At 39.9% G+C, this 20,987-nt stretch carries 19 protein-coding genes; 7 read left to right on the forward strand and 12 right to left on the reverse strand.

The genetic code is table 11. The features are described from left to right. Window positions 1-40: 40 nt before the first annotated feature. The 10 genes from HPT25_RS07875 to rpmH form a co-directional block, all read right to left on the reverse strand. Complete coding sequence (locus tag HPT25_RS07875) at window positions 41-895, reverse strand: ParB/RepB/Spo0J family partition protein (protein ID WP_173062356.1); 855 nt, start codon at window positions 893-895, stop codon at window positions 41-43. Then, entirely contained in the window at window positions 888-1,649 is a 762-nt protein-coding gene (locus HPT25_RS07880) for a ParA family protein (protein ID WP_173062359.1), read from the reverse strand. The genes HPT25_RS07875 and HPT25_RS07880 overlap by 8 nt, the downstream gene beginning before the upstream one ends. A 254-nt stretch (window positions 1,650-1,903) precedes the next feature. Beyond that, entirely contained in the window at window positions 1,904-2,767 is an 864-nt protein-coding gene (noc, locus tag HPT25_RS07885) for a nucleoid occlusion protein (RefSeq protein ID WP_173062363.1), read from the reverse strand. 134 nt (window positions 2,768-2,901) lie between these two features. Continuing rightward, on the reverse strand, window positions 2,902-3,618 hold the full coding sequence (gene rsmG / locus HPT25_RS07890) for a 16S rRNA (guanine(527)-N(7))-methyltransferase RsmG (RefSeq protein ID WP_173062365.1): 717 nt from the start codon (window positions 3,616-3,618) through the stop codon (window positions 2,902-2,904). An 18-nt stretch (window positions 3,619-3,636) separates the two neighbouring features. Further along, window positions 3,637-5,526 (reverse strand): tRNA uridine-5-carboxymethylaminomethyl(34) synthesis enzyme MnmG, encoded by a 1,890-nt coding sequence (mnmG, locus tag HPT25_RS07895; protein WP_173062368.1) that lies wholly within the window; start codon window positions 5,524-5,526, stop codon window positions 3,637-3,639. Window positions 5,527-5,618: 92 nt separating this feature from the next. Next, window positions 5,619-7,004, reverse strand: a complete 1,386-nt coding sequence (gene mnmE, locus HPT25_RS07900) for a tRNA uridine-5-carboxymethylaminomethyl(34) synthesis GTPase MnmE (RefSeq protein ID WP_173062371.1) — start codon at window positions 7,002-7,004, stop codon at window positions 5,619-5,621. A gap of 291 nt (window positions 7,005-7,295) precedes the next feature. Then, the gene (gene jag, locus HPT25_RS07905) at window positions 7,296-7,919 is read right to left on the reverse strand and encodes an RNA-binding cell elongation regulator Jag/EloR (RefSeq protein WP_173062374.1); all 624 of its coding nucleotides are present in this window, start codon (window positions 7,917-7,919) and stop codon (window positions 7,296-7,298) included. Next, window positions 7,916-8,692 carry a YidC family membrane integrase SpoIIIJ gene (gene spoIIIJ / locus HPT25_RS07910; protein ID WP_173062377.1) on the reverse strand — a complete coding sequence of 259 codons (777 nt, stop codon included), beginning with the start codon at window positions 8,690-8,692 and terminating at the stop codon, window positions 7,916-7,918. The genes jag and spoIIIJ overlap by 4 nt, the downstream gene beginning before the upstream one ends. 159 nt (window positions 8,693-8,851) lie before the next feature. After that, the gene (gene rnpA, locus HPT25_RS07915; RefSeq protein ID WP_173062380.1) at window positions 8,852-9,196 is read right to left on the reverse strand and encodes a ribonuclease P protein component; all 345 of its coding nucleotides are present in this window, start codon (window positions 9,194-9,196) and stop codon (window positions 8,852-8,854) included. Between the two features lie 149 nt (window positions 9,197-9,345). Further along, window positions 9,346-9,480, reverse strand: coding sequence for a 50S ribosomal protein L34 (rpmH, locus tag HPT25_RS07920; protein ID WP_066059809.1), 135 nt, complete (start codon window positions 9,478-9,480; stop codon window positions 9,346-9,348). 784 nt (window positions 9,481-10,264) lie between these two features. On the opposite strand from rpmH, the gene dnaA reads away from it, so the two are divergent. From dnaA to gyrA, 7 genes are all read left to right on the forward strand, one after another. Beyond that, window positions 10,265-11,611, forward strand: a complete 1,347-nt coding sequence (gene dnaA / locus HPT25_RS07925; protein WP_173062383.1) for a chromosomal replication initiator protein DnaA — start codon at window positions 10,265-10,267, stop codon at window positions 11,609-11,611. A gap of 182 nt (window positions 11,612-11,793) precedes the next feature. After that, the gene (gene dnaN, locus HPT25_RS07930) at window positions 11,794-12,930 is read left to right on the forward strand and encodes a DNA polymerase III subunit beta (RefSeq protein ID WP_173062385.1); all 1,137 of its coding nucleotides are present in this window, start codon (window positions 11,794-11,796) and stop codon (window positions 12,928-12,930) included. A gap of 133 nt (window positions 12,931-13,063) precedes the next feature. Beyond that, window positions 13,064-13,282: a S4 domain-containing protein YaaA gene (gene yaaA / locus HPT25_RS07935; protein ID WP_173062387.1), complete on the forward strand. Its 219-nt coding sequence runs from the start codon at window positions 13,064-13,066 to the stop codon at window positions 13,280-13,282. 13 nt (window positions 13,283-13,295) lie between these two features. Then, window positions 13,296-14,414: a DNA replication/repair protein RecF gene (gene recF / locus HPT25_RS07940; RefSeq protein ID WP_173062389.1), complete on the forward strand. Its 1,119-nt coding sequence runs from the start codon at window positions 13,296-13,298 to the stop codon at window positions 14,412-14,414. Window positions 14,415-14,422: 8 nt separating this feature from the next. Beyond that, window positions 14,423-14,671, forward strand: a complete 249-nt coding sequence (remB, locus tag HPT25_RS07945) for an extracellular matrix regulator RemB (protein ID WP_173062391.1) — start codon at window positions 14,423-14,425, stop codon at window positions 14,669-14,671. Between the two features lie 60 nt (window positions 14,672-14,731). Next, window positions 14,732-16,651 carry a DNA topoisomerase (ATP-hydrolyzing) subunit B gene (gene gyrB / locus HPT25_RS07950; protein WP_173070985.1) on the forward strand — a complete coding sequence of 640 codons (1,920 nt, stop codon included), beginning with the start codon at window positions 14,732-14,734 and terminating at the stop codon, window positions 16,649-16,651. Between the two features lie 171 nt (window positions 16,652-16,822). Continuing rightward, a complete protein-coding gene (gyrA, locus tag HPT25_RS07955) occupies window positions 16,823-19,384 on the forward strand; it encodes a DNA gyrase subunit A (RefSeq protein WP_173062393.1) in 2,562 nt (853 codons plus the stop codon). A 603-nt stretch (window positions 19,385-19,987) separates the two neighbouring features. On the opposite strand, the gene HPT25_RS28300 is transcribed toward gyrA, so the two are convergent. Together HPT25_RS28300 and HPT25_RS29350 are read right to left on the reverse strand one after the other, a co-directional pair. Continuing rightward, window positions 19,988-20,380 carry a hypothetical protein gene (locus HPT25_RS28300; RefSeq protein WP_217269660.1) on the reverse strand — a complete coding sequence of 131 codons (393 nt, stop codon included), beginning with the start codon at window positions 20,378-20,380 and terminating at the stop codon, window positions 19,988-19,990. A 151-nt stretch (window positions 20,381-20,531) separates the two neighbouring features. After that, on the reverse strand, window positions 20,532-20,672 hold the full coding sequence (locus HPT25_RS29350) for a nuclease-related domain-containing protein (protein ID WP_173070987.1): 141 nt from the start codon (window positions 20,670-20,672) through the stop codon (window positions 20,532-20,534). Between the last annotated feature and the right edge of the window lie 315 nt (window positions 20,673-20,987).

Raw genomic sequence — 20,987 nt, forward strand, 5'->3', positions numbered from 1 at the left:
CCATAGGCTTTTCAAAAAAAATAAACCATCCTCTAGATGGTTATATGGCATCTTCCTGATCCAGCAATTCCAGGATCCGTTCCAAGTCCTCTTGGGAGAAAAATTCAATTTCGATTTTCCCTTTATTTTTATTTTGCTTAATATGGACGGTTGTGCCAAACCGTTCTCCCAATGAATGTTCGTGTTCTTTAATAAACACATCTTTCTTCGTTTCAGGCTTTTTTGTTTCACGTGAAACATTTTCGTTTAATAGCTGAATCCATTTTTCCAGCTGACGGACATTTAATGATTCTTTTATTACTCTATCTACAACAGCCGGAAGTTTAGCCTTTTGCCTTAATCCAAGCAATGCCCGTCCATGTCCCATTGATATTTTTCCATCGGAAATCAACTCCTGAATGGCAGGAGGAAGGGAGAGGAGACGAATATGGTTGGCAATATGCGGACGGCTTTTCCCTAAACGCTTTGCTACTTCTTCCTGGGTCAGCTTAAGCTTTTCCATTAACGTCTGATAGGCCAGTCCCTCTTCGATTGGGTTTAAATCCTCCCGCTGGAGATTTTCAAGAACAGCAAGTTCCATCATTTGCTGCTCAGAAAACTCTCTGACTACCGCAGGTACCGTTTCAAGCTTCGCCTCTTTGGCAGCGCGGTAGCGCCGTTCCCCGACAACAATTTCATACCCTTTTATGCTGCTTTTACGAACAATCAGCGGCTGAAGGATTCCATGCTCTAATATGGATGCTTTTAATTCCTCAATGGATTCTTGTTGGAAAATCTTCCGAGGCTGATATGGATTGGGCCGCAGTTCCTTCAGTTTAATTTCTTGGACTGTTTCTTCTTTGCTTACTTCTGTATTAAAGAATGCATTAAGTCCTTTTCCTAACCCTTTAGCCATTCGAAACCACTTCCTTTGCTAAATCCAAATAAACTTCAGCTCCACGGGATTTGGCATCATAGGTAATAATCGGTTCCCCATGACTCGGAGCCTCACTTAGACGTACGTTTCTTGGAATAATGGTTTTATAGACTTTATCCTGAAAATATTTTTTCACTTCTTCAATGACTTGAAGACCAAGGTTTGTCCTGGCATCCAGCATTGTTAATAAAACACCCTCAATTTTTAATTCCTGGTTCAAATGTTTTTGTACCAGCCTTACAGTGTTTAATAATTGGCTTAGACCCTCGAGTGCATAATATTCACACTGAACAGGGATTAACACAGCATCAGAAGCGGTTAAGGCATTAATAGTTAACAGCCCCAATGACGGCGGGCAGTCAATAATGACATAATCAAATTGATTTTTCACTTCTTCGAGCGCGCGTTTTAAACGAACTTCTCTCGAAATGGTTGGCACCAGTTCAATCTCCGCTCCAGCAAGCTGGATTGTAGCCGGGATGCAATATAAATTCTCAACAGCTGTGGTCTTAATCACTTCTTTAGCTTCTACATCATCCACTAAAACATCGTATATACACTGATTTACTTCTGCTTTCTCAATTCCAACTCCGCTCGTTGCATTTCCCTGCGGGTCAATGTCTACTAATAAGACACGTTTCCCTATGTAAGCTAAGCAGGCACCTAGGTTGACAGAAGTAGTGGTTTTACCGACTCCGCCTTTTTGATTAGCGATGGAAAGGACCTTACCCACGATGTCACCTACCCTTTAATTCTCCAAATATCTTACTTTATTATTCTATCAAATAAAAAAACTTCTTACTTCATATTTCAACATTTGAATAAAGAAAAATTCCATTTTTTTATTTTATCATGAATTTGAAAAGTTGTATTTTATTTTCAAAAAATATTCAGCTGGAGGGGGAGTATTATTTTGCCAGAAATGGTTTAGATCGGCATCATAGCACACAAAAAAGGACCAAACAATTATTTGATCCTTTTAAATCGTTATTTTTTCTTTGGAATTTTGATGGTAAATTGGTAAAAATCTTCAAATTCTTCTTCTTCAGATGCAAGATTAATCCCACTATCCGTTACCATGCTTAATGATTGGCGGATGGTATTCACTGCAATTCTCATATCTTTGCTGAAGGCCTTGCGTTTTGGTCTTGGCTTCACGCTTTTTTGCTCAAGCAGTCTTACCACTCTTTCTTCCGTTTGCTTTACATTTAAATTCTTTTCAATAATCTCTTCCAGTAGCGCCACTTGTTTCTCAGGATCCTTTAGTGGAATAAGCGATCTAGCATGACGCTCGGTAATCGTCTTATTTAATAATGCGTCCTGGATAGGTTGAGGCAATTTAAGCAGCCTCAGTTTGTTTGCAACTGTGGACTGCCCTTTGCCCAAACGCTGGGCAAGTGCCTCTTGTGTTAAATTATGAAGCTCGAGCAGTTTACCGTAAGCATATGCCTCTTCAATTGGAGAGAGCTCTTCTCGCTGCAAGTTTTCAATAAGGGCTACCGAAGCCGTTTCTGTATCAGTTAAATTTTTAATAATAGCCGGTGCTTCTGTCCAGCCAAGCTTTTTCATTGCCCGCCAGCGTCTTTCCCCGGCAATAATTTCATATTTTCCTGCAGCAAATTCCCGGACAACAATTGGCTGGATAATCCCATGTATATGAATAGTTCTTGATAATTCTTCGATTTTTTCTTCATCAAATACGGTTCGCGGCTGAAAGCGGTTAGGAACTATTTGATTGATCGGTATTTTCCTTATTTCCTCGTTTTTTTCTGCTGTCAGTTCTTTATCGAGCTCAAGTGTTTGATCTCCCCTGTCACCAAGACCAAAAAAACGCGTTAACGAATTTTTCATCCCCGACACCACCTTTATGAAACTCCCTATTACTTATTCGTTGCACCAAATAATTCTTCCTGCCTAGGATAACATGTTCGCGCAAAAATTGTTAGCCCCCATCATAGCCAATCACTTTGCACGGAAGTTTCACCTTATTCGATTGGCATTTTCCCAGGAGTCCCAGGCTTCCTAGGGAATTTCTTTGGCGTTTGCTTTTCCTTTTTTATAATAATAATATTACGTTCACTTTCCTCAAGCGGCAATGTAAAAGTAAACACCTTTTCCATTTTGCCGCCAAGAGTGGATATTGCTTTTTGAGCTGTTTTCAATTCATCCTCTGCATGTAAAGCTTTTAACGCCACAAAGTGTCCACCTACTTTTGCAAGCGGAAGGCAAAATTCACTTAAGACAGACATTCTGGCCACTGCTCTTGCCGTGACAAGATCAAACTTTTCCCGGAAAATAGGGTTCACACCGAAGGTTTCAGCACGATCGTGGATAAATTGGACATTCTCAATTTTTAAAACTGTTGCAAGATGATTTAAAAATGAAATCCGTTTATTAAGTGAATCAACAATTGTCACTTGCAACTGAGGAAAAACTATTTTTAACGGAATGCTCGGGAAACCGGCACCAGCCCCTACATCACAAAGTGTTAAAGGAGCGGTAAAATCAAAATAAAAGGCCGCTGATATCGAATCATAAAAATGTTTCAAATAGACGTCTGACTTTTCTGTAATAGCTGTTAAGTTCATCTTTTCATTCCACTCAACAAGTGTCTTATAATAGGTGTCAAACTGTTCCAACTGCTGATCCGTCAGCTCGATCCCCTTTTCCTTAAGGGTTAAGGCAAATTGTTCGACATTCATGTTCTTTTCCTCACTCATTTAATCATTTGAAACCCTGGCAATACGGCCCTGCTCTAAATAAACAAGCAGAATGGAAATATCGGCTGGATTTACGCCTGAAATCCGCGATGCCTGTGCAAGTGATAACGGTCTGATTTTGTTTAATTTTTGTTTTGCTTCTGTTGCTAAACCTGTGATGGCCTCATAATCAATGTTTTCCGGAATTTTCTTATCTTCCATTTTCTTTAAGCGGTCAACCTGCTGTAATGATTTTTCTATATAGCCTTCATATTTAATTTGAATTTCTACTTGTTCCTTTATATCATCACCAAGCGAAAGCTCCGATTTTGTTAAAGCTTCAAGCAATTCATAAGTCATTTCCGGACGTTTCAATAGATCCGCTGCACGGATTCCATCCTTTAATTCACTGCCGCCTATGCTTCTGATCAGCTCTTGAACCTCTGCATTAGGTTTTAGAATAACAGATCGTAATCGTTCCTTTTCAGCGTCAATCGCATTCTTTTTCGCTAAATGTTTGTCATAGCGATCGTCGCGAATTAAGCCGATTCGGTGGCCAATTTCTGTTAATCTTAAATCCGCATTATCATGGCGCAGCAACAGACGGTATTCCGCTCTGGAGGTCAATAATCGATAGGGTTCATTTGTTCCTTTTGTCACCAAATCATCAATTAACACGCCAATATAAGCTTCTGAACGGCTTAAAACCAGCTCGTCGCGACCAAGCGAATTTAAACCGGCGTTAATTCCAGCCATTAACCCCTGACCAGCCGCTTCTTCATATCCGGATGTACCGTTAATTTGACCGGCGGTATAAAGGTTCTTCACTACCTTAGTTTCCAATGTAGGCCATAGCTGTGTCGGAACAATAGCATCATATTCAATGGCATATCCAGCTCTCATCATTTGAACATTTTCAAGACCCGGAACTGTTTTTAAAATTTGCTTCTGAACATCTTCCGGCAAGCTCGTCGATAATCCTTGAACATACACTTCCTGCGTATTTCTGCCTTCCGGTTCCAAGAAAATTTGGTGGCGAGGTTTGTCATTAAAACGCACTACCTTATCTTCAATTGACGGGCAGTAGCGAGGACCTGTTCCTTTGATCATTCCGGAATACATCGGAGAACGGTAAAGGTTAGCATCAATGATCTGATGCGTTTCTTCGTTCGTATAAGTCAACCAGCATGGCAGCTGATCCGTAATATATTTCGTTGTTTCATAGGAAAATGCTCTCGGAACTTCATCTCCAGGCTGAATTTCTGTCTTGCTGTAGTCAATGGTATTGCTGTTAACCCGAGGAGGTGTTCCTGTTTTGAAGCGGACAAGCTCGAATCCAAGTTCCTCCAAATGCTCTGAAAGCTTGATGGAAGGTTGCTGGTTATTCGGACCGCTAGAATACTTCAATTCACCAATGATGATTTCACCACGTAAAAAAGTCCCAGTAGTAATTACCACTGTTTTGGACCGGTATAAAGCACCTGTTTTCGTAATGACACCGCTGCACACTCCATCTTCAACGATTAAACTTTCAACCATTCCTTGAATCAACGTCAAATTTGGTTCTTCTTCCAGTGTTTTTTTCATTTCATGCTGATAAGCAAATTTATCTGCCTGTGCTCTTAATGCCCTAACAGCTGGTCCTTTCCCTGTGTTAAGCATTCTCATTTGAATATAGGTTTTATCAATATTTTTCGCCATCTCGCCGCCAAGTGCATCAATTTCCCGGACCACAATCCCTTTAGCCGGTCCTCCGACAGAAGGATTACATGGCATAAAGGCCACCATATCCAGATTGATTGTAACCATTAATGTTTTTGCACCCAACCGTGCAGCCGCAAGGCCCGCCTCACAGCCAGCATGACCTGCACCAACGACGATGACGTCATAATTTCCTGCTTCGTATCCCAATGTACTGCCTCCTTTTCCGCAAAGTGCGGAAACTTCCTTTTACTAAAAAATTGTTCAGTGGCAGCGGCGTTGACTGTATGCTGCTGCTTTTTTTATTTCCCTAAACAGAACTGTGAAAATAATTGATCAATGAGACTTTCATGAACACTGTCACCGATGATCTCGCCAAGTAATTCCCAAGTTCTCGTTAAATCAATTTGCACGATATCAATAGGTGTCCCCATTTCCACACCTGAAATGGCTTCCTCAACCGCATTTAATGCTTGCGTCAACAATGCAATATGGCGGCTGTTGGAAACATAAGTCACATCCTTTGCTTCTATTGAACCAGCAAAGAATAGAGAGGCAATTGCCTCTTCCAATTGATCGACCCCAAGATCCTCTAAAAGCGATGTTGTCACTAATTGATGATTTTTTGATAACTCCTTAACCCGATCCATGTCGATCTGCTGAGGGAGATCTGTTTTATTCACAATGACGATGGTTTCCATCCCTTTTACTGTTTCAAATAGAGCCTCATCCTCTGTTGTCAGTTGGTCTGAATAATTCAGAACAAGCAAAATTAAATCAGCCTGCTTTAGTACCTGACGGGACCGCTCTACGCCAATCTGCTCAACAATATCCTCTGTCTCCCTGATCCCAGCTGTATCCAAAAGTCGCAACGGCACGCCGCGTACATTTACATACTCCTCAATGACATCCCGTGTTGTCCCCGGAATATCGGTTACAATGGCCTTATTTTCCTGAGCCAATATATTTAATAACGATGATTTCCCGACGTTTGGTCTACCAACAATTGCAGTTGAAAGTCCCTCTCGAAGTATTTTCCCTTGTTGTGATGTCTGCAACAGTTTCTTTAACTCTTCCCTGACAATATGGGCTTTTTCCAGCAACATGTTATGTGTCATTTCCTCCACATCATCATATTCCGGATAATCTATGTTTACTTCCACATGGGCCAACACTTCTAAAATTTCCTGACGCAGACGACGAATCAGTTTGGAAAGCCGTCCCTCCATTTGACCTAGTGCCACATTCATCGCCTTATCCGATTTTGCCCGAATTAAATCCATTACAGCCTCTGCCTGCGACAAATCAATCCGGCCATTTAAAAAGGCACGCTTTGTGAATTCACCTGGTTCTGCCAGTCTTGCCCCGTTTTTTAACACAAGCTGCAGAACGCGATTCACGGACACAATGCCGCCGTGGCAGTTAATTTCTACTACATCCTCTTTTGTAAAGGTTTTTGGCCCCTTCATCAAGGAAACCATTACCTCCTCCACGGTCTGACCGGAACTTGGATCCAGCAAGTGCCCATAATGAATTGTATGGGAGCTTTGCTCCGCAAGCTTTTTCCCTCCTACACCATGAAACAGCTTGTCTGCTATCGAAATCGCATCATCCCCGCTCAATCGGACTATGGCAATAGCCCCTTCTCCCATTGGCGTCGAGATCGCTGCAATTGTATCAAATTCCACTTGGTTCACCTCACTGCTTTAAACTATTTATCTAAATTATGAATAGTTTTAAATTCAAATTATTAGTATACCATGTTATCCACAGATCAAAAATATCTTTATATTATTTTAACTTATCCACATGTGAATAACAATAAAACTCGATTATAGCAATAAAGTTATCAACAATAAAATTTTCCCTGCTTTTTTCTAAAATGCGACGGTTCGCTGAGGATCTCAAAGTTCCTCGCTCTTTTTCCGAACAAAAAAACACCCTATCTAACGGAAGATAGGATGTTTTGCACTTTATTTTTATCTTTTAAGCGGTGAAATGACCACATATCGATGGGGTTCTGTTCCATCTGAGCTGGTTTTCACACGTTTTTCGTCAGCTAAAGCTGTATGAATGACTTTTCGCTCATATGAAGGCATTGGCTCAAGGGAAACATTTTTTCCAGTTCTAATTGCCTTTTGCGCTAGACGTTGCGCCAATTGGATCAGCGTTTCATTTCTCCGGTTTCGATAATCTTCAGCGTCAAGGATGATTGTTAAGTATTGATCAGAGTGCCGGTTAATTACGAGCTGGGTCAAATATTGCAAGGAATTTAATGTTTGCCCCCGCTTGCCAATTAATAAAGCTATCTTTTCACCAATCAAGACAAAATGAATCTGCTTTCCATCGCGATTTACCTCGATTTCAATTGGCGCTCCCATTTGTTCGCTTACATTTTTTAGAAACTGCTTGGCCTCTTCTATCGGGTCAATATTGACTGTTACTTTAACAACAGCCGGTCTAGATCCAAAAATACCGAAAAACCCTTTTTTTCCTTCATCAATAATATCAACATTTGTGCGGTCTTTGGTTGTCTGTAATTGAGCTAAAGCTGATTCTACTGCTTCTTCGACAGTTTGTCCTGTAGCAGTTACTTGTTTCACTTTTTGGCTCCCCCCGCAGTACCGGTGGCTTGTGCCTTAAGATCCGGTCCCTTAATAAAATACGTTTGTACAATCATAAATATATTTCCTACAACCCAATAAAGCGATAGAGCTGATGGGAAGTTTATAGCAAAAATGACAATCATAATCGGCATCACCCATACCATCATCGCCATTTGCGGATTTTGGTTATCCGTCCCAGCCATCATCATCTTCTGCTGTATAAACGTCGTGATCCCCGCGATGATCGGTAAAATATAAAATGGGTCCTTTACGCCAAGGTCAAACCATAAGAAGGACCCTTGAGCAATTTCTCTTGTTCGGGAAATGGCATGGTAAAAACCAATTAAAACTGGCATTTGGATAATAAGTGGAAAGCATCCGGCCATTGGATTTACGCCATTCTTCTGAAATAATGCCATTGTTTCCTGCTGGAGCAATTGCTGTGTTTTTTGATCCTTCGAGCCGTATTTTTGACGAAGTTTTTGCAACTCAGGCTGAAGTGCCTGCATTGCTTTGGAACTCCTTGTCTGCTTGATCATCAGTGGTAAAATGGCCAATCGGACTAAAATGGTAACGACAATAATCGACGCACCATAATTTCCACCAAATATGTGGGCTGTTTCTTTGATCAGCCATGATAACGGATAAACAATATATTGATTCCATAAACCTTTACTCTCCGGTGTTATCGGCTGCTTTATTTCACTGCAGCCTGCAAGAAGCAGAAATAGCGAAAAGATGCCAAATATCAGTAATAACTTTTTTCTCAACCAACACTTCCTCCTAATGGTTTATTGTGAAAAGTCTATGTTTAACTCTTGTTATGTATTGTCAATCTCTTTGCCAGTTGATCATATTTTACCATTTTATCCTTCATTTTGCTTCAACAAAATAGTTTTCAGTTGCCAACTATTAACCATTATCGCCAGTTACTTTTTAATCAAAACCTTACCGACCTTCAACACATGAATCAAACTCTTTTTTACCTCGAAAAATTCCATTTCTGAAACCGGCTTACGGGCGATAATGACATAATCATTTCCTGGAATCACTTGGTCTTTCAGTTCAAAAATAGCTTGTCTTACATATCGTTTAATTTGATTCCTTGTTACAGCATTGCCGAGCTTTTTGCTGACAGACAAACCAATACGAAAATAATCCTGATCGTCCTTTTTCAGCGAATAGACCACAAATTGCCTGTTCGCAAACGACTGCCCTTTCTGAAATATCACCTGAAAGTCTTTATTCTTTTTTATTCGCAATTCCTTTTTCATAAAAACACCTTCAGTCTGATTTAACGTCTCTCTTCTACATTTCAATTGGCCATGTTAGATTTTTGCTCCAATCAACATAATGGTTTATTCAGCAGTAAATTATACAAAGCCATATATTTAAAAAAAGACCACTGAGGCGTTTCAGTGGTCTAAGCTGATAATACTTTTCTTCCTTTACGACGGCGGCGAGCAAGTACTTTGCGGCCATTTGCAGAGCTCATACGACTACGGAAACCGTGAACTTTGCTATGTTTGCGTTTATTTGGTTGATATGTTCTTTTCACTATATGACACCTCCCTAAAAGGTTAGCTCTCAAATCAAAATGACAGTCTTACTTATTATAAAGATGTCCCCCCTCAATTGTCAACCATTCTCCATGGATTGTCCACTTTTTCCAATTTTATAATTTTAAAACTTGAATCCAAGACTAGCTTCACAAGGAACGCTTCCGCACTATTGGCATTAAAAAAGATAAAGCAGCAGTTTTTTCTATTAAACCAAATGCCGCTGACCAGGGCACTTTCACCTTTATTGTATTCATTGATTTTTGATAACGATCTAACTCCAAGCTTTAACTTTTTCTATTGTGGATAAAAAACGACATTATTTTTATTATCCACACAAGATATTGACAGGTTTTTCACAAATTATCTACCTGTGGACAATTATTATGCACAAGATGTTGCCCTTGTGGATAAACTTTGAAAAACCATTGCACACCTAGCTATTATTTGATATTATATTTGTGTTTTCACTCTGAATAACTTTCTTCACATTTATTGTTATCCACAAATTGTGGATAAGCTGTGGATAGGTTATTCTATCATTCTGTAAAAACTTGTCCACAAGAAGTGGATATTGTCGAAACTCCACGTTTATTCCTTATTATATATTTATCCACATTCCACGTTTCGTATATTTATAAATTAATAGGCTGTTCGCTATTATATAACAGTCATTTTTGAGGAAATTGCCGATGAAAATTTTTTTCATTGGCGTTGGACAGTTACGACCATAATAAGTGTTATAGACAGAAACCATATTTTTTCATTAAGGAGGGATACTAGTTGGAAAATATTGCGGATCTTTGGCATGCGGCTCTCGCCAAAATTGAGAAAAAAATAAGCAAGCCTAGCTTTGACACTTGGCTCAAGTCGACAAAGGCCCATTCCCTTCAAGGCAATCTGCTTGTCATTACGGCACCAAATGAATTTGCCCGCGATTGGCTGGAGGAGCGTTATTCGCAGTTAATCTCCGAAATACTTTATGAAATTACGGGCGAGGAATTATCAGTAAAATTTATCATTCCGCAAAACCAAAAAGAAGAAGATCTGGACATCCCTGCACCGCCAAAAAAGGTGAAAAAAGACGATGACCATACAGAGTTTCCGCCAAGTGTATTAATTCCAAAATACACGTTTGATACGTTCGTTATTGGCTCAGGCAACCGCTTTGCGCATGCCGCCTCACTTGCTGTCGCAGAAGCACCAGCAAAAGCCTATAATCCGCTATTTATTTACGGGGGCGTTGGTCTCGGTAAGACTCACTTGATGCATGCCATTGGGCACTATGTGCTGGAACATAATCCATCGGCAAAAGTAGTGTATTTATCATCTGAGAAGTTTACTAATGAATTTATTAACTCGATTCGTGACAATAAAGCGGAAAATTTCCGCAATAAATATCGAAATGTAGATGTACTGCTAATTGATGATATTCAATTTTTGGCTGGAAAAGAATCAACCCAGGAAGAATTTTTCCATACCTTTAACAGTCTTCATGAAGAAAGCAAGCAGATTGTTATTTCCAGTGATAGACCGCCAAGGGAAATTCCAACGCTGGAGGACCGTCTGCGTTCACGGTTTGAATGGGGACTCATTACGGACATTACCCCTCCGGATCTGGAAACGAGGATTGCCATTCTCCGTAAAAAAGCAAAGGCGGACGGCTTGGATATTCCGAATGAAGTCATGCTGTATATTGCTAATCAAATCGATTCCAACATCCGTGAACTTGAGGGGGCACTCATCCGTGTAGTTGCCTATTCATCCTTAATTAATAAAGATATTAATGCTGACCTGGCTGCTGAAGCGTTAAGAGACATTATTCCTAGTTCAAAGCCAAAGGTCATTACTATTCATGATATTCAAAAAGCTGTGGGAGAACATTTCAATGTTAAGTTAGAGGACTTTAAAGCGAAAAAGCGGACAAAGTCTGTCGCATTTCCACGGCAAATCGCCATGTATTTATCACGTGAATTAACAGACTATTCTTTGCCGAAAATAGGTGAAGAGTTTGGAGGTCGTGATCATACAACCGTCATTCACGCTCATGAAAAAATTTCAAAGCTGCTGCAAAGTGATTCACAGCTGCAGAAACAAATGAAAGAGCTGAATGAGTTGCTAAAGATTTAATAATGTGAATAACTTTTACTAATCTATACACAGTCTGTCCACATGTGGATAGGCTGTGTTTCCGTTAAAAAACTTAGTTATCCACATGTTAACAGGCCCTACTAGTACTTCTACGATTTTTTTTAAAAAAAATATTATATTCATTAACAAAAAAAATATGCTTAAAATTGGGGGATTAAATCATGAAATTTATCATCCAGCGCGATAGTCTCGTACAAAGTGTCCAGGACGTTATGAAGGCCGTTACTTCCAGAACAACGATCCCGATCTTAACAGGGATTAAAATTACAGCAAATGATGAAGGAGTCACTTTAACGGGAAGCGATTCTGATATTTCGATTGAATCATTTATTCCAAAAGAGGAATCCGGTGATGAAATTGTTGAAATTAAACAGCCAGGTGCGATTGTACTGCAAGCAAGATTCTTTAGCGAAATTGTAAAAAAACTACCTACTGATTTTGTAGAAATTGAAGTATTAGGATCCCTGCAAACTGTTATTCGCTCAGGAAAATCAGAATTTAATCTAATTGGCCTTGATGCTGAAGAATACCCTCACTTACCGCAAATTGAGGAAAACAATAAATTCCATATTGCAACAGATTTACTAAAAGCGATGATCAGACAAACTCATTTTGCCGTGTCCACTTCCGAAACACGGCCAATCTTGACAGGTGTAAACTGGAAAATTGAAAATGGCGAACTTACCTGTATTGCCACTGACAGTCACAGACTTGCCCTTCGTAAAGCAAAGATTGAAGCCGAAAATGAAGAAAATTATAATGTTGTCATTCCAGGAAAAAGCTTGAATGAATTAAGCAAGATTATTGACGACTCCAATGAACTAATCGATATCGTTATAACTGAAAACCAAATATTATTTAAAGCAAAGCACCTTCTCTTTTTCTCAAGATTGTTAGAAGGTAATTATCCTGATACATCACGGTTAATTCCATCTGAAAGTAAAACAGATCTAACCGTTAATACGAAGGAATTTTTACATGCCATTGATCGTGCTTCCTTGCTGGCAAGGGAAGGAAGAAATAATGTGGTCAAGCTATCTGCCAACGAAGGTGGAACGATTGAAATATCTTCAAATTCCCCTGAGATTGGTAAGGTGGTAGAGGAAGTTCAAAGCCAATCCCTTGAGGGGGAAGAACTGAAAATTTCCTTTAGTGCCAAATATATGATGGATGCTCTAAAGGCATTGGAAGGATCAGATATCAGGGTAAGTTTCACTGGTGCGATGCGTCCATTCGTAATCCGTCCGTTTCATGATGAATCGATTTTACAGCTAATCCTTCCTGTTAGAACTTATTAATTTATACAATTTCCATTTATATGCCACCTGAATTGGTGGCTTTCTTTTCGTTAATTTCGAGGGTGCTTTCCCTTTTTTATTTTTTTTAGTAAAATAAAGTATTGAGTCCATTTATGGAGTGCAGGTGACAACAATGTCTGAAAAAATAAAACTTGATACGGAATTTATTACTTTAGGCCAATTTTTAAAGCTGGCTGATGTCATTCCATCAGGCGGTATGGCCAAGTGGTTTTTAAGCGAGCATGAAGTAGTGATAAATGGCGAACAAGATCAAAGAAGAGGAAGAAAGCTTCGCGCCGGGGATAAAATCCAAATTGCCGGATACGGGGAGTTTGTGATTAGCGAATCTTAAGGGATGGCGTTTCATGTATATCGAAACAATAGCGTTAAAAAATTATCGCAATTATGAGCAATTATCTATTGAATTTGAAAATAAAGTTAATGTCATCCTAGGTGAAAACGCTCAAGGAAAAACAAATGTAATGGAATCCATTTATGTTTTAGCCATGGCTAAATCACACCGGACATCCAACGATAAAGATCTTATTCGCTGGGATCAAGATTATGCTAAAATAGAGGGAAGAGTGCATAAGCAGCACAGCTCCATTCCTCTGGAGTTAGTCATCTCTAAAAAAGGCAAAAAGGCAAAATGCAATCATATTGAGCAGCAAAAATTAAGCCAATATGTAGGGAATTTGAATGTTGTCATGTTTGCCCCTGAGGATCTTAATCTGGTTAAGGGCAGTCCTCAGGTACGCAGACGTTTTATCGATATGGAGATAGGGCAAATTTCCCCTATTTATTTACATGATATGAGCCAATATCAAAAAATACTTCAGCAGCGTAATCATTATCTAAAAATGCTGCAAATCAAGAAGCAGACAGATCAAACAATGCTGGAGATTTTAACTGAGCAGTTTATTCAAATGGCAGTGAAGGTTGTCAAAAAACGGTTTGAATTCCTGCATTTATTGGAGAATTGGGCAAAGCCGATTCATCATTCGATATCCAGAGGACTGGAATCACTGGAAATTCACTATAAACCCTCTGTTGAGGTATTAGAAGACCAAGATTTGTCGAAAATGGTAGCTAGGTTCGAGGAAAAGTTCGGAAAGGTGAGAGAGCGAGAAATCGAACGAGGAACTACTATGTTCGGTCCTCATCGCGATGATTTATTATTTATTGTCAATGACAGAGACGTACAAACATTTGGTTCCCAGGGCCAGCAGCGGACAACGGCTCTTTCCGTAAAACTGGCAGAAATTGAATTAATCCATAAGGAAATTGGCGAGTACCCTATTTTACTACTGGATGATGTCCTTTCGGAATTAGATGATTACCGGCAATCTCATTTGTTAAATACAATCCAAGGCAAGGTACAAACCTTTGTAACGACTACAAGTGTTGAAGGAATTGATCATCAAACATTAAAAGAGGCCTCCACTTATGTAGTACGATCAGGTGTGATAGAGAGAATGGATTGAGGTGGAACATGTATATTCATATTGGGGAAGATCACAGTATTAGGGCAAAGGATATTATTACAATCCTTGATAAAAAAAGTGCGGAGAATTCCGAACTCGTAGAAGAATTTCTGATGACACACAGGGAAAAAGTCATTAATCTTTCAAAAAACCCCTATAAATCAATCATTATTACGTTTGAAAACGTGTATTTATCCCCTATTGCCTCAGGAACATTGAAAAAACGTTCAAGCCTTATGAATATACAGGAATTTTAAACGAGATCGTTTTTAGGAATAGATATCTTTTGTTGAAGGTGCAGGTGAACAAGCGTGACAATGGAACAAAAAGCAGTAGAAGGAACATATGGTGCCGATCAGATTCAGGTTTTAGAAGGACTTGAAGCTGTTCGTAAGCGCCCCGGAATGTACATCGGTTCAACCAGTGGGAAAGGTCTTCATCACTTGGTTTGGGAGATTGTTGATAATAGTATTGATGAGGCGCTTGCAGGATACTGCAGTGAAATTAATGTCATCATTGAAGAAGATAATAGCATAACAGTTAAGGACAATGGCCGCGGGATTCCTGTCGGTATTCATGAAAAAATGGGAAGGCCTGCTGTCGAAGTCATTATGACGGTTCTGCATGCCGGTGGTAAATTTGGCGGCGGGGGATATAAAGTTTCCGGAGGTCTTCACGGTGTAGGTGCCTCTGTTGTAAATGCCCTATCATCAGAACTGGAAGTATATGTTCATCGTGATGGTCATGTCTATTATCAAAAATATGAGCGTGGTGTTCCAGTCGCTGATTTGGCCATCATAGGCGATACAGACATAACAGGTACGATCACACATTTTAAACCAGACGGCGAAATTTTCAAAGAAACATTGATTTACGAATATGATACACTTGCAAACCGCATTCGAGAGCTCGCTTTTTTGAATAGAAATATAAAAATTACGATCGAAGACAAGCGGGCAGAGAATAAACGGAATGAATATCATTATGAGGGCGGCATTAAATCCTATGTCGAGCATTTAAACCGGACAAAAGAGGTCATTCATGAAGACCCTATCTATATAGAGGGGGAAAAGGATGGTATTAGTGTAGAGGTTGCTCTTCAATATAACGAGGGATATACAGAAAGTATTTACTCTTTCGCCAATAATATCCATACGTACGAGGGCGGCACACACGAATCCGGTTTTAAAACAGCTTTGACAAGGGTTATTAATGATTATGCCCGTAAAAATGGTCTAATTAAAGAAAATGATTCGAATCTCTCAGGTGAAGATGTGCGTGAAGGACTGACAGCGATCATCTCCATTAAGCATCCGGACCCGCAATTTGAAGGACAAACAAAAACAAAGCTGGGAAATTCCGAAGTAAGGGCCATTACAGATACCGTTTTTTCAGCCCATTTTGAAAAATTCTTATTGGAAAATCCAACAATTGCCAGAAAAATTGTCGATAAAGGCTTAATGGCAGCCAGAGCGAGATTGGCAGCTAAAAAGGCAAGGGAATTAACACGGCGCAAGAGTGCTTTAGAGGTTTCCAGTTTACCTGGGAAATTAGCGGATTGCTCATCAAAGGATCCTTCCGAAAGTGAATTGTACATTGTTGAGGGTGATTCGGCGGGAGGTTCGGCAAAACAAGGACGTGACCGCCATTTCCAAGCCATCTTGCCGTTAAGAGGAAAAATTCTGAACGTTGAAAAGGCACGGCTTGATAAAATTCTATCCAATAATGAAGTAAGAGCAATGATCACGGCCATTGGAACAGGAATTGGCGATGATTTTGATATTTCAAAAGCCCGCTATCATAAAATTGTCATTATGACAGATGCAGACGTTGACGGTGCTCATATTCGTACCCTGCTCTTAACGTTCTTCTATCGTTATATGAGGAAAATTCTGGAAGTTGGATATATCTATATTGCCCAGCCGCCGCTTTATAAGGTGCAGCAAGGTAAGCGGATTGAGTATGCATACAATGACAAAGAGCTCGAAAGAATTTTTGCTGAGCTTCCAAGTCAGCCAAAACCAAATATTCAGCGTTATAAAGGTTTGGGCGAAATGAATCCTGAGCAGTTATGGGAAACGACCATGGATCCTGAGACAAGAACGATGCTTCAAGTAAGCCTCGAGGATGCAATTGAAGCAGATGAAACCTTTGAAATGCTAATGGGCGAAAAGGTAGAACCTCGCCGTAATTTCATTGAAACCAATGCCCAATATGTAAGGAATTTAGATATATAGAGAGCTGTATAAGAATGTGTTGGAGGGACCTTTTAACAAGAAGTTTGCCTTCGACCCCAGAGCTTTAAAAGCGAGAAAATAAAAGGATAGAGGGCTGATCCCCTATCCTCCTTTTCTTTTTTCAAGTTTGCAGGGCGATTCGTTCATCGTCCATAGAGGAGGTACCAAAGAATGGCTGAAACCCCAAATTCTCAAATCCAAGAGATTAATATTAGCCAGGAAATGAAATCTTCATTCCTGGATTATGCAATGAGTGTTATTGTTTCCCGTGCCCTTCCTGATGTTCGTGACGGGCTAAAACCAGTTCACCGCCGTATTCTTTATGCTATGCATGATCTTGGAATCCATGCGGACAAACCATATAAAAAATCAGCTCGTATCGTTGGTGATGTTATCGGTAAATACCATCCGCATGGTGATTCTGCCGTTTACGAAACCATGGTGCGGATGGCACAGGACTTTAACTATCGATATATGCTGGTCGATGGACATGGAAACTTTGGTTCTGTTGACGGCGATGCCGCAGCAGCAATGCGTTATACAGAATCGCGCATGTCCAAAATCTCCATGGAATTATTAAGAGACATAAACAAAGATACAATTGATTTCCAAGATAACTATGATGGTGAAGAAAGGGAACCAGCAGTTCTTCCAGCGCGTTTCCCTAACCTTTTAGTGAACGGGTCGACCGGTATTGCGGTGGGTATGGCAACTAATATCCCTCCTCACCAACTGGGTGAAGTAATTGACGGTGTCTTGGCCATCAGTCGTGACCCTGATATCACGATACAAGAGCTCATGGAAATTGTCCCAGGTCCTGACTTCCCAACCGGAGGGATTATTTTAGGACGCAGCGGGATCCGGAAAGCCTATGAAACAGGCAGGGGTTCCATTACGTTAAGAGCGAAAGTGGAGATTGAGCAAAAGTCTAACGGTAAAGAAGTCATCCTTGTTCATGAGCTGCCATACCAAGTGAATAAGGCAAGATTGATTGAAAAAATTGCTGAATTAGCACGTGATAAAAAAATCGAGGGCATCACTGATCTTCGAGATGAATCAGACCGCCGCGGGATGCGGATTGTCATTGAAGTCCGCAAAGACGCCAATGCAAATGTCCTGTTAAATAATTTATATAAACAAACAGCCCTGCAGACTAGCTTTGGTATTAACACTCTGGCTCTAGTAAACGGCCATCCAAAGGTGCTAAATCTGAAGCAGTGTTTGAGTCATTATTTGGATCACCAAAGAGTTGTTATTCGCCGCCGTACCGAATTTGAACTACGCAAGGCGGAAGCAAGGGCCCATATTCTAGAAGGATTACGGATTGCACTTGACCATTTGGATGAAGTCATTACATTAATCCGGAACTCACAAACCACTGATATTGCCCGAGAAGGATTAATGACTCAATTTAATCTTTCTGAAAAGCAAGCCCAGGCGATCCTGGATATGCGCTTGCAGCGTTTAACAGGATTGGAAAGGGAAAAAATAGAAGGTGAATATCAAGAATTAGTCAAGCTGATTGCTGAATTACGTGCGATTTTAGCGGACGAAGAAAAAGTTCTTGAAATTATCCGCGGGGAATTGCTCGAAATTAAAGAACGCTTTAATGACGAACGCCGCACGCAAATTGTAGCAGGCGGAATCGAGAACATTGAAGATGAGGATTTAATACCTCGTGAAAATATTGTCATTACCCTGACTCATAACGGCTACATTAAGCGTCTTCCGGTATCCACTTATCGGGCTCAAAAGCGCGGCGGCCGTGGAATCCAGGGAATGGGAACCAATGAAGATGATTTTGTTGAACACTTAATCACCACTTCAACCCATGATACCATTCTATTCTTCACCAATAAGGGGAAAGTTTATCGTTCCAAAGGCTATGAGATTCCGGAATTCAGCCGCACCGCAAAAGGCATCCCGATTATCAACCTTCTTGGTGTCGAAAAAGGAGAATGGGTTAACGCTATAATCCCAATTGAGGAATTTGTGGATGACTGGTATTTATTCTTTACTACAAAAGAAGGTATTTCCAAACGTTCGCCGTTGTCTTCCTTTGCAAATATCCGTAACAATGGGTTAATTGCCTTAGGCCTCCGCGAAGGCGATGAATTAATTTCTGTTCGCTTAACAGACGGAAGTAAGCATATCATCATCGGAACGAAGGGTGGCATGCTAATCCGCTTCCCAGAAACAGATGTCCGATCAATGGGCCGTACAGCAACAGGTGTAAAAGGTATTACCATTGATGAAGGCGATGAAGTTGTCGGAATGGAAGTTCTAGAGGAAGATAACGATATATTAATCGTAACGAAAAATGGTTATGGTAAACGTACCCCTGCATCTGAATATCGAATCCAGGGCAGAGGCGGTAAAGGGATCAAGACCTGCCATATTACCGAGAAAAACGGCGACATTGTTTCGGTAAGAGCTGTAACTGGGGAAGAAGACCTTATGCTGATTACTGCTTCTGGTGTACTTATTCGGATTGACGTAGCGGGCATTTCTCAAATGGGACGTAACACTCAGGGTGTAAAACTGATCACGATTAAAGAAAATGATAACGACTTCGTAGCAACTGTTGCGAAAGTAGAAAAAGAAGAAGACTCTAACGATGATGAAACGGGCGATGAGGCAGGCGTAGAATCGACTGGCGAGGATTTAGGCAGTGCCGATCCTATTGCTGATCAAGAGTCCAGTCAAGTTTCTGATTCAGATAGTGAAGAATAATTGAGATTTGATGAAGGGGACACGAGTATGTGTTCCCTTTTTTTGAGTAATATGAGGGACGTCAGTAAAAGAGCTTGAGTGGTTAAGTAGAATGGTTCTAGTTAAGGGAGGGAGAGGAAAAAGCGCGTGGATGAGCAAGTAGAGTGTTTCTAGTAAAGGGAAGGGTTGGAAAAAGCGCGTGGATGAGCAAGTAGAATATTTCTAGTTAAGGGGGAAGGCGGAAAAAGTGCGTTGAAGAGCAAGTAGAGTGTTTCTAGTTAAGGGGGAAGGCGGAAAAAGTGCGTTGAAGAGCAAGTAGAATGGTTCTAGTTAAGGGGGAAAGCGGAAAAAGCGAGTTGAAGAGCAAGTAGAGCGTTCCTAGTTAAGGAAGAAAGCGTGAAAAGAGAAGTACAAGGGTTTGTTTCTAGTTAGATAAAAGGGTAAAAAAAGTCCCTCTATAAGCAAGAAAAAACTAGTTGCTGTGAAGGAGAAAAAAGAGTAAACAGTCTTGGATCACTTCGAGTAATTGAGAAAACAAATAAACAAAGTGTCATTGTATAAAGTTCATATAATTAGTTAGGGTTGAAACAAAATAAGCTTTAAAGAGAAGAAATATAGAAAGAATCATTCGTAATAAAGCCATCTTCCAAACCCAACTGATTTAAACTCCCTATTTAAAACCCTTCGAATGGAAACTTTGCTTATTATTCCCCCACTCCATTCATAAACTCCTTGAGTAGTGATTTTCCTACCAGGAAAAAGCAATTTAAATTCTCCAACATTACGAATTATCGCAGAATCAATACTTTCCTCGTATCCACACTCATTACACACACATAGATTTCCCGCGACATAATTCAATAATGAATGACATTTTATACAGGAAACTCCATGTTTAAGCTGATTATATTCATACTGAGGGAGTTGGTTAAATGGAAACTTTTCATGATGGAGGGAAATTAACTTTTCAGCGAGCTTTTTATCCCTATCATCAAGCTTTGAAGGTGTAATATCCAATTTTTTGAAAAATCGATTTAACTGACTATGAAGGAGAATGGGGAGAAAACGGGAAGCTTGAAATAAGGAAAACTCGGGGTTAATGTAGATCACCCACGCTTCAACTTGTATTGAAAATCCAATACTTTGAAGAAGCTGGCGTAACAGGGACTCATTTCAATTGCAGGATGGGATCTTTAACTTCCTTCATAGGTGTTTTGTAAAGCCGATCTGATTCGTAATAAAAATCCCCTTCATAATTTTTTACCTCAAAAACATATAAAACACCTTGAAAAATAATAATTGTGTCAATTTAGAAAAAGGTGTTACCACATTTAAGTAGTAAATCGTTTAGAACAATACTTCCCTCTTGAAGTTGTTCAGTCAATAAATCGAACTGTACTTCCCCTTTATATCCTTTCCCGATGTAAAATAAATCAAGTTTGTCCTTTTCAGATAAAATCATACGAGAGTTTAAAACTCGCAAAACCCTTAAATCATATGGAACTATCCGAGGCTTCAAAACCATAATCCACGTCCTTTATTTTTTTTAAAACTTCAAACTAATTTTATTAAAAATAAAACATAAAGCTTTAACGAATTTTTTAACGTTTTGTGACAAAATAAA

Source organism: Neobacillus endophyticus (assembly GCF_013248975.1).
Taxonomy (GTDB): Bacteria; Bacillota; Bacilli; order Bacillales; family Cytobacillaceae; genus Neobacillus; species Neobacillus endophyticus.

Bases quoted from the DNA above. Each gene is read 5' to 3' on its own strand.
- rnpA (WP_173062380.1), bottom strand. From the start codon at position 9,196: ATGAAAAAGGAATTGCGAATAAAAAAGAATAAAGACTTTCAGGTGATA.
- noc (WP_173062363.1), bottom strand. From the start codon at position 2,767: ATGAAAAATTCGTTAACGCGTTTTTTTGGTCTTGGTGACAGGGGAGAT.
- dnaN (WP_173062385.1), top strand. From the start codon at position 11,794: ATGAAATTTATCATCCAGCGCGATAGTCTCGTACAAAGTGTCCAGGAC.
- remB (WP_173062391.1), top strand. From the start codon at position 14,423: ATGTATATTCATATTGGGGAAGATCACAGTATTAGGGCAAAGGATATT.
- gyrA (WP_173062393.1), top strand. From the start codon at position 16,823: ATGGCTGAAACCCCAAATTCTCAAATCCAAGAGATTAATATTAGCCAG.
- recF (WP_173062389.1), top strand. From the start codon at position 13,296: ATGTATATCGAAACAATAGCGTTAAAAAATTATCGCAATTATGAGCAA.
- yaaA (WP_173062387.1), top strand. From the start codon at position 13,064: ATGTCTGAAAAAATAAAACTTGATACGGAATTTATTACTTTAGGCCAA.
- gyrB (WP_173070985.1), top strand. From the start codon at position 14,732: ATGGAACAAAAAGCAGTAGAAGGAACATATGGTGCCGATCAGATTCAG.
- rsmG (WP_173062365.1), bottom strand. From the start codon at position 3,618: ATGAATGTCGAACAATTTGCCTTAACCCTTAAGGAAAAGGGGATCGAG.
- HPT25_RS07875 (WP_173062356.1), bottom strand. From the start codon at position 895: ATGGCTAAAGGGTTAGGAAAAGGACTTAATGCATTCTTTAATACAGAA.